Below are 14,273 nucleotides of genomic sequence, written 5' to 3' on the forward strand. Positions count from 1 at the left end.
TATAGTAGTCGGTAGAGCTTTTTACTCAGAGAGGTATATTGCCTGTAATGGATCACCTCAACGAGATCTCTGTCGAAGAACTCCAAGAGGCGCTTGACAATGTTGATGGAAACAAGCCGACTCAACGGCTGTTAGCTGCGATCGCGTACAAAAACGGCGTCACGCAAACCGAACTTGCCGAATGGTACGACACAGAGCGAAAAACGATCTATAACTGGCTCAACCGACTCGATACCGACGAACCGCTTGAACAAGCTGTTACAGATGCTCACCGATCTGGTCGGAAACGAAAAATCTCAGAAAAACAGCAACAAGAGTTTGAACAAACAGTCCACGAATCACCCGAAGAGATCGGCGTTGACGCGCCGGCGTGGACGCCGGCGCTCGCACAAGAATATCTTGAAGAAACGTACGGCGTCGACTACTCAATCCCAAGCTGCCGGCGGTTGTTGAAAGAAGCGGGATTGAGTTATCAAAAACCACGCCGCTCAGCGCCTGAATCCGACGAAGACGACCAAGAAGCGTTTCACGACGAGATCAAAAAAAGCGGCGAGAGATGGACGCCACAGTAGTCTGTATCGATCAAACCAAGAAATCGGTCCAAGTTGAGCCGCGTGCCGCGTGGTTTCCGCGCGGCACGCGGCCGTCCGTCGAATTATCTGGTCAACGGGACTGGACGTGTCTGCTGGGCGCAATCACCGAGGACGGTGATCGCTTTTTCTCTCGGTTTACAGAGTACATCACCGCCGACCACGCAAAACATTTCATTTTAGCACTATGTGAAGAATTTGAAGACGATCTAATTGTTGTCCTCGATGGCGCACCGTATTTTCAGGCGTCGGCCGTCACGGACCTAGCGTCCCGTGACGACCTCGCGTTTGTGACGCTCCCATCGTATTCACCGGAGCTGAACCCAGTTGAGGAATGCTGGAGACAACTTCAAGCAGCACTCAGCAACCGTTTCTTCGACTCACTCGACGAGCTGACAACAGCGATCGACAGTGCTCTTGACCAAATCTCTATCCCAAAAGTGAGCAACTATTTCTAACGTCTACTATACATCCACGTGTCGAATGCGTCTGACGCGTCGACCGTGGAATTCAACGCGACGCCGAACGCCTCGGCGGACGCGGTGACGGTAACCCTCGAAAACAACGCCTCTGAAACGGCCGCTGGCTACGAAGCCAACGGCACGATCACGCCGTCGACGCTGGACCTCACCGGCAGTGATTCCGTTGATGTGCAGACATCGACTGAAGACCTCCTCGTGACTCCGACTAAAGAGTCGATCGAGGTCGCTGGTTCGACTGGTGGTGAAGATGCCCAGAACTTCGACGTTGACGTTGTTGGCAGTAATAACCAGGCACCCGGTTCCGGAAACCTCGATAATGCCACTGTCACGATCAGCGGTGATGACGTTGGCATTAGCGAGCAGGAAGTCGTCCTGAACAGTTCCAATAATGCGGATGGAACGGCAAGCTTCAGTGGCCTCTACCCCGAACAGGCGGGTGAGATCACTGTTGATGTTGTGGCGTACAAGACCGACGGCACTGAAGTGACTGACTCAGCATCCGTCTCGGTGACTGGTGACCAGTTCAACAGCTTCAGTCCGACCAGTGCCACGATCGACGACACGATCGAGGCAAGCCTTCAGGTGACTGACGCGGACGGAGCACCGCTCAACAACCGTGTCGTGAACCTAACTCACGAGGACTCGAGCGGGTTCAACGTCACCGACGCTGACACCAGCTCGAATGACTACCAGACTGGACAGAACATCACGATCGACGGTCCGAACGGCGAAGTGAAGGTTGACGGCACGCCTGTCGCCACGTTCTCGTCGATCAACAACGGCGAATACTCGGCATCGAACATCAGCTTCGATGCGACTGGCTCGGTCAGTCTTGAAGTCGTGAACGCAGCTGGCAGTGACACGCGCGTGAACGCCACCGACGTGCTGAGTGTCACTGGTGCGGAAGTCTACGAGGTTTCCTCAGACACGACTCCTGCACTGGCTGGCGTCTCCGAGATGCACAACCTGACCGTGACCGAGGATGGTCAGATTGTCAACGGTAGCGATCTTAGCAGCTTCACCGTCACCCAGACCCACGATGGCTCTGAGACGCAACTCAGTCCGTCCCCCGTGGATACCGACGATGACGGCACGAACGACGCGCTGCAGGTATCCGTCAGCGCAACCAACGCCAGTGACACGCTCGAACTGCGTGTCGACGATGGAAACGCACGAACCGGATCGACGACGATTGACGTCGTCGCACCCGACATCACGGCGTCCATCAACGATCAGGAGGGCAACGCCCTGACCGAGGGTCTCAACTCGACCGTGGTGTACACTGTCGAGGACCCGCGGGCGGGCGAGAGTGGTACCTTCGCAAATGGTGAAATTGCACTGACCGCTGTCAACACGACCTACGTCGTTAACGGCACGTCTCTCGCAGACGGCGACTCACCGCAGACGTACACGCTGGACGAGAACGGCCAGACAACGGTGACGGTCGGCGTCCAGCCGTTCGGCGAGGATGCGTCGGCACCGTTCGAACTGGTTCACAATGCAAATGACTCGGCCGGTTCAAGTACTGCCGCAGGTGACGTGTCGCTGCCGGCTGAGAGTCCGAGCATCTACCTCTTCGAGAACGGCGAGCGGGCTGACGTGCCTGCGAACGTCGAACCCAACACCGAGGTTGACTACACGTTCGAAGTGACCGACGCTAACGACCAGAACCTTCCGGTTGACGGCGTTGGCTTCGAGACGAACGGTGGTAACCTCGGCGTCGACACGACCCTCGATGAAGGGTTCGTCGACGTAAGCGGTGACATCGGTTCCGGTACGGTCGATCTCAACATCAACGACACGGGCGTCAGTGCGACGACGCTTGACAGCATCGTGGCACTCGAGACGGCCGACCTGAACCTTTCGGCTGATTCGACCACGGTCACGCAGAACGACTCGATCGAGTTCACGCTCGAACGGCTCGACCGTGATCGACAGACGATCGGCCAGCTCACGATCACCGACGCCGACGGTAACGTAGTTGCGGAAAACCTCGAGATCGACGGCACCGAGTCGGTGACGTTCGACACCGCTACGTACTCGGCCGGTGACTACACGGTCGAGGCTACGAAGACGGCCTCCTCGCAGAAGACCTTCAACGCTGACACGGTCAACGTGACCGTCGAAGAGCCGGCAGGGCCGGAAGGCTACGCGATCACGAACGTCTCGCTCGAGCCGAACACGGTCGAGTCGAACACGACGGTCGACCACGACCTCAGCTACACGGTGACGAACGCGAGCAACGATGGGGACTCCGACGAGTACACGATCACGCTGCCCGCGAGCGCGAGCTTCGAGGGGAGCGCTCCCAACAGTCTGAACGTCACCGACGCGAACGGCGACGAGATCTCCATCTCGGACAGTGCGTCGCTGGCTGACGCGAACGGTGGCACGGACAACCAGATCGTCTTCGGCATCCAGCCGGACAGCGACTACGACACGAGCGCAGTGACCGTGGACGCGAACGTGACGGTGGCCTTCCCCGAGGTCTCCAACGAGACCGCGGCGGACGTCACGCTCGATGTCTCCGACAGCACGCAAGGTGACACGAGCGCGACGACCACCGTGACGATCACTCCGGCAGACGGCGAAGGCGAGTTCGACCCGGTTGCCGAGTACGGCAACGAGCAGGGCGAAGTCGCAACGGACGGGCTCATCACCGCCATCGGCGACTGGCGGAACGATGACCTGACGACCGAAGAGCTGCTGGCCGTCATCCAGCAGTGGCGGTCCGATAACTAACTGATCGGGTCGCAGTTCCCCCGATCGGTCCTCGCGGTTTTATTCTTTATCGAACGCGACGCATCACCCCGTAGCCACGGCTTTGATCGACTCCTGATCGACGGCAGCTCGCGGCGTCATCCGACACTGAACTCCGGGATCGACGCCGAAGCCTTCAACTCCAGATCGTAGCGGATGCCGTCCGAGAATACCCCTCAGCAGCTATGACCATCCACCGACTCGATGAATACCACCGAAAAATGACAATATAGTCACACTACCGGTGGCTTTAAACGAACCCGACTACACACCCACAGGTATGTTTGGGTTGATCCGGGCACGACATACTGCTCACATTGCGCTTACTGTCATCCTCGTGTTAAGCGTGCTTGCGAGCGCGAGTGGACCGGTCGCCGCTACCGGTGCGTACGAACCGAACGACGATTTCGACACGGCGAAATCGATCACGTCCGGGTTCAGCGGGGACACACGTATCGGGCCGGATGACCAGGACTACTATGCGATCGACCTCGCGGAGGGCGAGACGGTGGATGTCACCGTGCGGAACGCAAAGGATGCCGACGTCAGCGTCGATCTCGAGTTGTACGGCCCAACGGGCGAGTCCCGAAACATCGGCGAGGACCTGAGTACGGATATCTCGGATCAAACTCGGCATCGAATCGGATACGAAGCCGATGAAAGCGGGACGTACTATGTTCTCGTCGATGGAGCCGGCGGCTCCAGTGACCCAGCGGCGAGCTATACGATCGATGTCGTTACCGCGCAAAACGATCGGTTTGAGCCAAACGGCGTTATCGACAACGCCACCGAGATCACTGCGGGAACGTTCACCGATCTCACGTTGTTGTCGGGTGACACCGACTACTACGCGGTCACGCTCGGCGCCGGTGAAACGATCAACGCGACCGTTCGAAACGACAAGGATGCCGCGTTCGATCCCAACGTGGAGTTGGTCGATAGTAGTGGTGACCGGATCGAGATCGCTGAAGAGCTGAGCACCCAGATAGCCGATCGAACGAAGTATCGTCTCGGGTATGAAGTCGACACCGCCGGAACATACTATCTCGTGATTTCGGGGAGCGAGTACGACGAGCACGACGTTGGATACACGTTGGACGTGGACGTCGCTTCGAACGATCGATTCGAACCGAACGGCGTCACCGACAAAGCGACCGAGATTACAGCCGGAGAGTACGGCAAGCTAACTCTCCTGTCGGGCGATACCGACTACTACGCGGTCACGCTCGGTGCCGGCGAAACGATCAACGCGACCGTCCGAAACGATAAGGATGCCGCGTTCGATCCCGACCTCACGCTCCTGGATAGTAGCGGCGATCAGGTCGAGATGGCCACCGATCTGAGCGAGCAGGTGGATGATCGAACGAGGTATCAGCTCGGATACGAAACCGATACCGCCGGGACATACTATCTCGAAGTCTCCGGAAACGAGTACGACGAACAGCATATCGGATACACGATGAACGTGGGTGTCGCTTCGAACGATCGGTTCGAGCCGAACGGCGTCACCGACAAAGCGACCGAGATTACAGCCGGAGAGTACGGCAATCTAAGTCTCCTGTCGGGTGATACCGACTACTACGCGGTCACGCTCGATACCGGTGAAACGATCAACGCAACCGTCCGAAACGACAAGGATGCCGAATTCGATCCCGACGTTACCCTCCTGGATAGCAGCGGCGACCAGGTCGAGACGGCCACCGATCTGAGCGAGCAGGTGGATGATCGAACGACGTATCGGCTCGGATACGAAAGTCAGACCAACGGAACGTTCTATCTCGAAGTTTCCGGAAACGAGTACGATGAACACCGTGTCGGATATACGATGGATGTGGGAATCGGATCGAACGATCGCTTCGAGCCCAACGGAGTGATCGGGGAAGCAGCACCAGTCAGCCCGGGAACCTATGAGGATCTGCAAATCCTCTCCGAAGAACGAGACTACTACGCGATCGACGTCTCCGCTGACGAACAGCTTGATCTCACGGTTCAGCATAACAAGGACTATGACATGGATCTCGAAATCGTTGATTCGGACGATCAGATCCTTGCATCCGGATCTGATACCAGTGACACCACAAGCGACACAGCAAACCTGGACGTCTCCTATACACCGGACTCGTCGGGAACGTACTACATCCGTGTCGATAGTGCGATGTATACTGAGGAGACAGCCCCATACACGTTGTCGATCGAAGGCGGACAGGAGCCGACCAACGAACAACCATATACGGGCTTCTCCTTCACATACGATTCGAAGACCCCGAACGAAGAGTTCCAATTCGATGCATCTGAATCGTATGATGTGGACGGGACGATCGTCTCCTACGAGTGGGACTTTAACGGCGATGGTACTATCGATACAACGGGCAGTACAGTGTCACATACATTCGCTGAACCGGGCGAATATCTAATTACGATGATAGCAACTGACGATGACGGTGCGACCTCATCTGCGACCGCATTCGTTACCGTGGAATCCGAATCGACCGGGAACGGGATCATCGATGAGTACGATACCAATGGGGACGGGATCGGGACCTCCGAATTGATAACGGCAGTCGCTGACTGGCGAAACGGCGATCTGACCACGCGCAACCTCCTCCAACTGCTCGAAAGCTGGCGCTCCCTCTAAGTGTAGCTGCAACGTAGCAGTTTCCGGTTATTCTCCTGGGCGTGTCTCTTTCGAAATACCGATAGCGTGGATCGACTGCACAGTCGAGTTTGCGGACGTCACCACCCGACTCCGGCCTTCCCAAAAATATAATCGTCTCTATGTCGATGTATAGCTGATGCCAGATACACATCACACACGTACGGCGACCGTCCTGTTCGTCGCCGTGCTGTGTCTCACCGCAGTTTCGGGGGGTATCGCCGCCGCCGAGTCCGGTTCGGGGACCGACGCGACGGTCGCGAGCAACCACGTCAGCCTGACCGTCGCGGACGTGGACGCGACCGCCGGCGGGACGGCCACGCTCGAGTTCGTGCTGGAGAACACCGGCAGCGAGACGGCCAACGTCAGCCTCGACGTGAGTTCGCTGTACCAGCTAGAGGGTGCCGTCACCGTCGAGGACTTCGACGCCGACGGGGGTACCTGGTACGAAAGCGACCGCTACTGGTCGGCACCGAACTTCGACGCCTACCAGCTCGAACCCGGCGAGACCCAGTCGCCGAGCATCACGGTCTCGCTCGCGTCCGACACCGCCGGCCAGACCTTCGACGTCGAAGCCAACGTCGGTCCGCAGGACATCTCGGAGACCGCCACCATCTCCGTCTCCGGGAGCGGCGGTGCGGCACCCGGTGACGGGAGCGGCGGCACCGGTGACGACGGAACCGGTGACAACACGACCGACGACGGAAGCGGTGACAACACCACCGACGACGGAAGCGGCGACAACACGACCGGCGATAACGACAGCACCTCACAGGGGATCACCGCCGACCACAGTCCCGAGTCCGTGACCGCGGCGCCCGGCGAGGAGGTCTCGGTGACGGTTACGGTCGACTCCGACCAGCAGAACATCGATCTCTATACTGAGGAGATCGTGACCGGGTCGGGGATCGCCAACATCACGTCGGCGAGCTCCCAGCAGACCCAGATTCCGACCGATCTTCCGAGCGACTCCTTCGAGGCAGTGTACCTGTCCTCGGTCGACTCCGATACGCTCGAATACACGGTTGCAGTCGACGAGCAGGCCCAACACGGGGATACCATTGACGTTGCCGGCACCGTCATCGATGGGAATGCAAACGAAACCGACGCCGGAACGACGACCATCGAGGTGAGCCAGTTCTCGACCACCCGCGAACCGACCGACGCGACCGCGGCGCCGGGCGAGCAGGTCGAGGTCAACCTCGAGATCATCGGAACGGGAACGTCCGTCGACGTCGTCGAGGAGACCGCCTCGAGTGACGCCATCGACAGCTTCGAGATCGTCGACGCGGGCGCCGACACGACGACCCCGAGTATCGGCGACAACGGCACCTCCGTGTCGGTCGTCCACACCAACCCGGTCGGCGGGGTGAACGTGAGCTATATGGTCAACGTCTCCGATGACGCCGCCGACGGCGAGACGCTGACCCTCTCCGGAACGGCCACCGGCCCCGACGCCCAGGCCGACACGGGGACGACCACGATCGAGGTGCAGGAGAACCCCTACGCCAACGAGCAGGGTCAGGTCGAGACCGGCGGTCTCGTGCAGGCGATCCAGGACTGGCGAACCCAGAACCTCAGCACGGTGGAACTCATCGAGCTCATCCAGCAGTGGCGCAGCAGGTGACGCGGCCATCGCACGCCGACGGGGAGTAGTATCTCCCCTCGACACCCCTAGCTGAGGACCGTCACCAGTACCGTCCGCCGATCAACGCACGTTTGGACCCTTCTCACCGGCGGCATCCCGTCTTTACAGCTCCATAGCGAGGCCGATCCGACGCGTCAGCGACGTCTATCGGCGCGCCACGCCTGGATCACGGCTATGAGGTCAACCGTCCGCAGCCGGTCCGCCCGCCAGTCCCGGATCGCGCTCACCAGCCCCCGAGTATCGATCCGGCCGTCGGTCCGGTACGGGTCGAGGCGATCCCCGACCACGTACCCCCCGATGACGCCATCGCGTCCGGTGGCGGCAGTGACCGTCTCGACCGTTCGGTTCCGCTCGGTCAGGAGTGCCGTCCATCCGGTCCCGTCGTGGCGCTTGAGCGTGATCTCGGTCCCCACCGCGCGCTCGCCGAGGCCGTAGGGGAGCGTGACCGTCGCCGGCGCCGACAGCTCCGACAGCGCCACCTGCCCGGTGACGGCCGTCTCGTTTTCGGGTGCCGCCGGCGCCGACGCCGGCACCGACACCGACCCGGACAGGTTCGTCCCGCGAACGGCGACGCCCTCGACGTTCCCGGCGTCGCCGCCGTCGATGGTGACGTCCCGAGCCTCGAGATCCCCCGCGGTGGCGGCCGAAAGCGGCGGGGTGCCGGCGACCCGCGTCCCCGTCAGGGTCACGCGATCGACGTTCCGGACCCGGACGCCGGCGCCGGCCGTCCCCCGAAGGTCGCTTTCCGCGACTGCGAGCGAGCCCCCGCGCACGGCGAGCCCGGCATCCCCGGCGTCGACCTCGAGACCGGTGCCCGTCGTCGTCGCGTTCGTGACCGCGATGCCGTCGCCGTCGACCCCGGTGACGGTGACGTTCGAGAGGGTCGCCGTCGACGCGTTTTCGACGTCGATCCCCGTCCCCGTTCCGCCCTCGACGACGACCGACTCGAGGGTGACGTTCCCGGCGGCCGCGATCGCGATCGGATCGTCGGCGTCGGTGGTCCGGACGTCCGCGAGCGTCACCCCCGAGACGGCGGTCTCGCCCGCGGTCGCGATCGGGCTGGCGGTCCCCGCGATCGTGACGTTTCGGATCGTCACGTTCGAGCGAGCCTCCCCGGCGAGCTCGATCCCCACGCCGGTCCCGTCGATCGTGTGGCCGTTCCCGTCGATGACGACGTCGTCGCTGCCGACGACGAGACAGCCGTCCTCGCCGGTGAGGTTGCCGGCCAACTCGACCGTGCCGGCGTACGCGATCCGCCCGCAGGTCGGCGCCCCCACGGCGCCGACGGCACCGTAGGCGTCGATCCGCCCCTCGCCCTGCCGCGTCGGGGCGTCACCGAGGTCGACAGCCGACTCGGCGATGACCTCCCGGATCGTCGCCGGCGTCGATCTCTCGCCGCCGCCTCCGGTTCGCTCCGCCGCCGCGATGGCGAGGGCGACGACGCCGGCCGCGTGGGGGGTCGCCATGCTCGTCCCGCTGAAGCGGTCGTACCCGTCGTCGGGAACGGCACTCAACACGCTCACCCCCGGCGCGACCACGTCTGGGACGACGTAGTGGTCGGGCCACGTCGCCGGCGGGGAGTCCCATTCGTCGCGGTGGACGGTTTCCCCGCCGGAGAAATACGCCACCGCATCGTCGTCGACGGCACCCACCGTTAGCGACTCGTGAACGTCGCCCGGCGATGAACTCGTGTTGGCACCGTTGTTTCCGCTGGCGGCGACGACGGTCGCTCCGGCGGTCTCCGCGCTCGTGACGAGGTCGATGAACGCCTCCTCGCGTTTCGTGTTCGCGCCGAAACTCATGCTCACCACGTCGGCGTCGTTCTCGATGGCCCACTGGACGCCCGCACTGATCTGGCGGAACGTGCCCGAGCCGTCGGCCCCGAACGTCTTCGCGTGGAGCAGCTCGGCCTCGGGCGCGACGCCGATCGCGGTCCCGCTTTCGTTCCCGCCGGCGACGGTCCCGCTGACGTGCGTCCCGTGGCCGTTGGGGTCGTAGGGGTCCGAGACCAGCCGGACGCCGCGCTCGTCGAACTCCGCCCAGCCGCCGTCGGCGAGCGTGACGTCCGGGTGGTCCGGGTCGACGCCCGTATCGAGGACCGCCACCCGAACGCCGTCGCCGCGCGTCCCGTAGAGGTCCCACGTTCCCGGCACCCGGATCGTCTCGAGCCCGGCGCTCGCGTTCGCGGTCGTCGAGACGGCGACGGACCGTGCCGGGCGGTCCGTCCGCATCGCCGGCCGTCGGTCCTCGCTCCGGGTCGCCGATTCCGTCCGAACCTCGGTCGACGACCGGATCGCGGTGACGTTCGCGACGCGGGCCAGGCGGTCGATGCTCACTCGGTCGGGATCGACGGTCACCACGACTCCGTTGACGACCCAGAGCCGGCGGTCGATCTCGATGCCCGGGGTCCTCGCGGCCACGCGCTCGAAGGCGGCTCGCGTCGCGTTCGCGCGTGCCCGCATCGATCCGATCCGCTCGGTGCGGCTCCCGTCGGTGGCGTCGACGGCGTCGGCCGGATGGCCGTCGAACCGGACCAGGACGGTCGTGTTCCCCTCCGCGGTCCGGATCGTCGAATCGATCGTGACGTTGTCGCTCCCGGGACCCGCCGATACCGATCCGTTCGTGGCGTCGTCACTCGTCCCTTCCGATCCCCCATCGTCGACGTTCGCCGTCTCGATCGGCGCCGTCGCCGCGATCGCGAGCGGAGCGACCGCTCCGACACTCACGAGGAGCATGAGACAGACGGAGACGGCGACGGCTCGGTGCTGCAAAGCGGCCGTCACGACTGCTCCCCGACTTGTCCTTCGGGACCAGGCCACGTGGCGATATGCCGATCGCCGCGAACGGAGTGGTCCCGGTTGGTTCGATTTGGTGTAGTCGGAATGACGTTCGGTAGGAGGGGTGATGACATCAATTTTGTGGGGATGTCACATTTCCCCACGGAGTTTGATATGACGAGCGTCGGACGAGTGTTAGACCACGATTCGGCAAATCGACGCGTACACGTCCGTTACGCACATTTTTGCTCGATTCGGTTCGGCACTGATCCACAAAACATATACCACACCTGGTCAAATGCTGGATTGCATACCGACAATGCCAGCGTGGTGGCTGAACTGTGGCCGACTCGGTTCAGATGCCCGCTGCCAATAACCCAACAATGATAGACGAAACACAAACCGAACGGTTGCGCGCCGTCCTTCTGGCGTCGCTCATGGTCCTGTCGGTCTTCGCAGGTACCATGGCGTTCGCCGGCGGTGCCGCGGCCCAACAAGCAGACTCTCGGTCGCCGGGCTCGGCGACCGTTGCACCCGGTGGTACAGTTGACGTAACAGTCGAGATCAGCTCAGATCAGCAGAACATGGATCTCTATACTGAAGAGATCGTGACTGGGTCAGGAGTCGCCAACATCACGTCGGCGAGCTCCCAGCAGACCCAGGTTCCGACTGATCTCCCGAGCGACTCGTTCGAGGCAGTATACCTGGCCTCGGTCGACTCTGATACGCTCGAATACACAGTTTCGGTCGACGATCAGGCTCAGGACGGAGAGACGATCGAGGTCTCGGGCACTATCGTCGATAGTAGTGCTAACGAGACTGACACCGGAACGACGACCATCACCGTCTCCGACGACCAGCAGCCGCCGGATAACGGCAACGGTGACGGCAACTCCGTGCGTGGAGACGCGCCGGCCAACTCCTGGTCCACCGCTGACGGAGCGGGTGACGTCGGTAACGGCGCCACCATCTTCCAGGGTGAGGAGAGCATCACCTTTGTCGACGCCAACGGCGACGAGGTCTCGCCTAGCAGTCTCGAACGCACCGCCGGTGCCGACGAGGGCGTCCCGCTCTCGATGCCGATCCCGCAAGACCAGTCGACGGGTAGCTACGAGACCACCGACGGCTCCTTCGGCGTGACGGTGCAGACCCCGCGCGTGACGACCCTCGAAGTCCAGAACAACGGCGGGTCCGACGTCTCCGGTGGTATCCTCACCACGGATCAGGATAACGCCAGAGTCGTCTTCGACTACAACTACGATGACGCCGAGGACCTCGAGCTGACTGTCGAGGACGAGAACGGCCTCGACGTCACCGACGAGATCGTCGAGGGCTCCGACACCCTGAACGATGAGGGTAACGGCGCGTTCGCGATCGACCCCAACGCGGTCGACGCGGGCGAGTACACCTTCTCGGTCGCGGGCGTCGAGGATCTCGACTTCGGCTCCGCAACCGAATCCGTGACGGTCACGATTTCCTCCGACCGCACGGCATCCCTGAACCTGGACAGCGACGAGGTCGTCCAGGGCCAGAACCTGCAGTACACGATCGAAAACAGCCCGGAAGGTAACTTCCACGCAGTCGTCATCGACTCCAGCGACTTCCGCGATGGCGTTACCGTTGACCAGGCCAAGATGGCCTTCCGTAACGTCGGCGACACCGCCGAAACCGGCGTCGTTGCCGACGACGGAGCGGTCAACCCCGATAACGTCGATGTCTCGGACATCGACTACGCCTACGCAGTCGTCGAGATCGACGACGGCAACGGCGTCGGGTCCGTCGAGACGCAGCACCTCGACGACTCGTCCATCGACATCGACCTCTACCCGGCCGGCGCGTCCATCTCCGACGGCGCGCTGACCGGTGACGTGACCGGCGTCGAGTCCGACGACGACGCGTCCTTCGACGTGACCGAGGGTGACGTCTCCCTCGACAGCCCGTCCGGGGCGTACGTGGTCGGCTCCGAGGTTGACGTGAACGGTACCGCCAACGAGGGCGTCGACGAAGTCGCCATCTACGCGCGGGACAACAACGAGTTCGAACTCGTCCACATCGACGATGCCCGGACGGTCGAAGTCGACAGCGACAACTCCTTCGAGGAGGAGGACGTCACCATCTCGCAGGGTGACGGCGGCGGTAACAACCTCCTCACGCTGCCCGGCACCTACCGACTCGGCGTCATCGATGCGGCCGACGCCGACATCGACAGTACCGAGGGCGTTGACGACACGCTCTCCACGTCCAACTTCAACAGCGGCGTCAGCAGCACCTCGTCGATCTCCGTGACCGACACCGAGCTCGACGGCTCCTTCACGACGATTAACGGCCAGGTCGCCACCGAGGACGGTCAGGTCGACGTCGAGGGCACCGCGCCCGGTAAGGACGAGCTCGTGGTCGCCTTCGTGGACTCCCGCGGTAACGCGGCAGCCTACGACATCACCGTCGACGGCGACGGTACCTTCGATGAGGAGGACCTCAACATCGGGGACCTGAGCGAGGGTACCCTCTCCGCGCACATCATCTCGTCCGGTCGTGACGGGAGCTTCGGCGACGGTGTCGCCGACAACGCGGGCGACTTCGCCGACCTCATCGTGAACGACTACGCCGGCGGCGCAAGCACCGGCAACCAGGTCCGCGACCGCATCCTCGCCAACTCCGTCGAGGACACGGCGAGCGACGACCTGATCGTCACGGAGAACTTCCGGCTCGCCAGCGGCCTCACGACGATCGAGTCCGCGACCGACCCGGTCGCTCTCGACGGGACGCTCACGGTCGAGGGTACGACCAACCGTGACTCCGAGGACAACACCATCACGGTGGAGCTCCTCAACGAGGACGGCGACTCGATCACCATCGACAGCACTGACGAGTGGGACACCGACGGACAGTGGTCCGTCGAGCTGGACCTCTCCGAGGCTGACCTCGAAACCGGTACCTACACGGTCGAATCCGACGACGGTGACAACACCGACCGCGTCGACATCGAGGTCGTCGAAGAGGTAGAGGAAACGGAAACCACGGAACCCACCGAGGAACCCACGGAGGAACCCACGACTGAGCCCACCGAGGAACCCACGGAGGAGCCCACGACTGAAGCGACTGAGGAACCCGCAGACACGACTGAGCCGTCCGAGTCCGAGACGCCCGGCTTCGGTGCCGTCGTCGCGCTCGTCGCGCTCGTCGCCGCTGCGCTCCTCGCAGTCCGACGCCGTCCCTAACACGGACGCCTAACCACTGACCCTCGCGGGTCAGCTCCGATTTCGCGTTTCTTTATTGCGCTGCTCCGACCGACCAGCCGCAGCACGCGTCGGCGAGGACGGACGCCGTGAGCAGCCACGCTTCCCAACGCTCGATCGCGAACCG

General features: G+C 62.5%; 6 protein-coding genes. 5 read left to right on the forward strand and 1 reads right to left on the reverse strand.

Annotated features, from left to right (window positions below):
* Positions 1 to 47 precede the first annotated feature (47 nt).
* The 4 genes from BLW38_RS09550 to BLW38_RS09565 all read left to right on the forward strand — a co-directional run bounded on the left by BLW38_RS09550 (position 48) and on the right by BLW38_RS09565 (position 8,112).
* A protein-coding gene (locus tag BLW38_RS09550; protein WP_092817032.1) for an IS630 family transposase occupies positions 48 to 1,048 on the forward strand; the annotation gives its coding sequence in 2 pieces (ribosomal slippage) (positions 48 to 540 and positions 540 to 1,048; 1,002 coding nt in all).
* A 45-nt stretch (positions 1,049 to 1,093) separates the two neighbouring features.
* The gene (locus tag BLW38_RS09555; RefSeq protein ID WP_143040836.1) at positions 1,094 to 3,814 is read left to right on the forward strand and encodes a beta strand repeat-containing protein; all 2,721 of its coding nucleotides are present in this window, start codon (positions 1,094 to 1,096) and stop codon (positions 3,812 to 3,814) included.
* Positions 3,815 to 4,112: 298 nt separating this feature from the next.
* Positions 4,113 to 6,467 carry a PKD domain-containing protein gene (locus tag BLW38_RS09560; RefSeq protein ID WP_092817034.1) on the forward strand — a complete coding sequence of 785 codons (2,355 nt, stop codon included), beginning with the start codon at positions 4,113 to 4,115 and terminating at the stop codon, positions 6,465 to 6,467.
* Between the two features lie 157 nt (positions 6,468 to 6,624).
* On the forward strand, positions 6,625 to 8,112 hold the full coding sequence (locus BLW38_RS09565; protein WP_092817035.1) for an autotransporter outer membrane beta-barrel domain-containing protein: 1,488 nt from the start codon (positions 6,625 to 6,627) through the stop codon (positions 8,110 to 8,112).
* Positions 8,113 to 8,267: 155 nt separating this feature from the next.
* On the opposite strand, the gene BLW38_RS09570 is transcribed toward BLW38_RS09565, so the two are convergent.
* Positions 8,268 to 10,904: a S8 family serine peptidase gene (locus BLW38_RS09570; protein ID WP_092817036.1), complete on the reverse strand. Its 2,637-nt coding sequence runs from the start codon at positions 10,902 to 10,904 to the stop codon at positions 8,268 to 8,270.
* A 389-nt stretch (positions 10,905 to 11,293) separates the two neighbouring features.
* Here BLW38_RS09570 and csg point away from each other — a divergent pair, with 389 nt between their 5' ends.
* Positions 11,294 to 14,128: an HVO_2072 family ArtA-dependent S-layer glycoprotein gene (csg, locus tag BLW38_RS09575; protein ID WP_092817037.1), complete on the forward strand. Its 2,835-nt coding sequence runs from the start codon at positions 11,294 to 11,296 to the stop codon at positions 14,126 to 14,128.
* Positions 14,129 to 14,273 lie beyond the last annotated feature (145 nt).

The sequence above is a fragment of the Halopenitus malekzadehii genome, from assembly GCF_900108505.1.
GTDB lineage: Archaea > Halobacteriota > Halobacteria > Halobacteriales > Haloferacaceae > Halopenitus > Halopenitus malekzadehii.

What these genes read in the sequence shown, in the direction of transcription:
- BLW38_RS09560 (WP_092817034.1), top strand. Translation starts at nt 4,113, where the DNA reads ATGTTTGGGTTGATCCGGGCACGACATACTGCTCACATTGCGCTTACT.
- BLW38_RS09565 (WP_092817035.1), top strand. Translation starts at nt 6,625, where the DNA reads ATGCCAGATACACATCACACACGTACGGCGACCGTCCTGTTCGTCGCC.
- csg (WP_092817037.1), top strand. Translation starts at nt 11,294, where the DNA reads ATGATAGACGAAACACAAACCGAACGGTTGCGCGCCGTCCTTCTGGCG.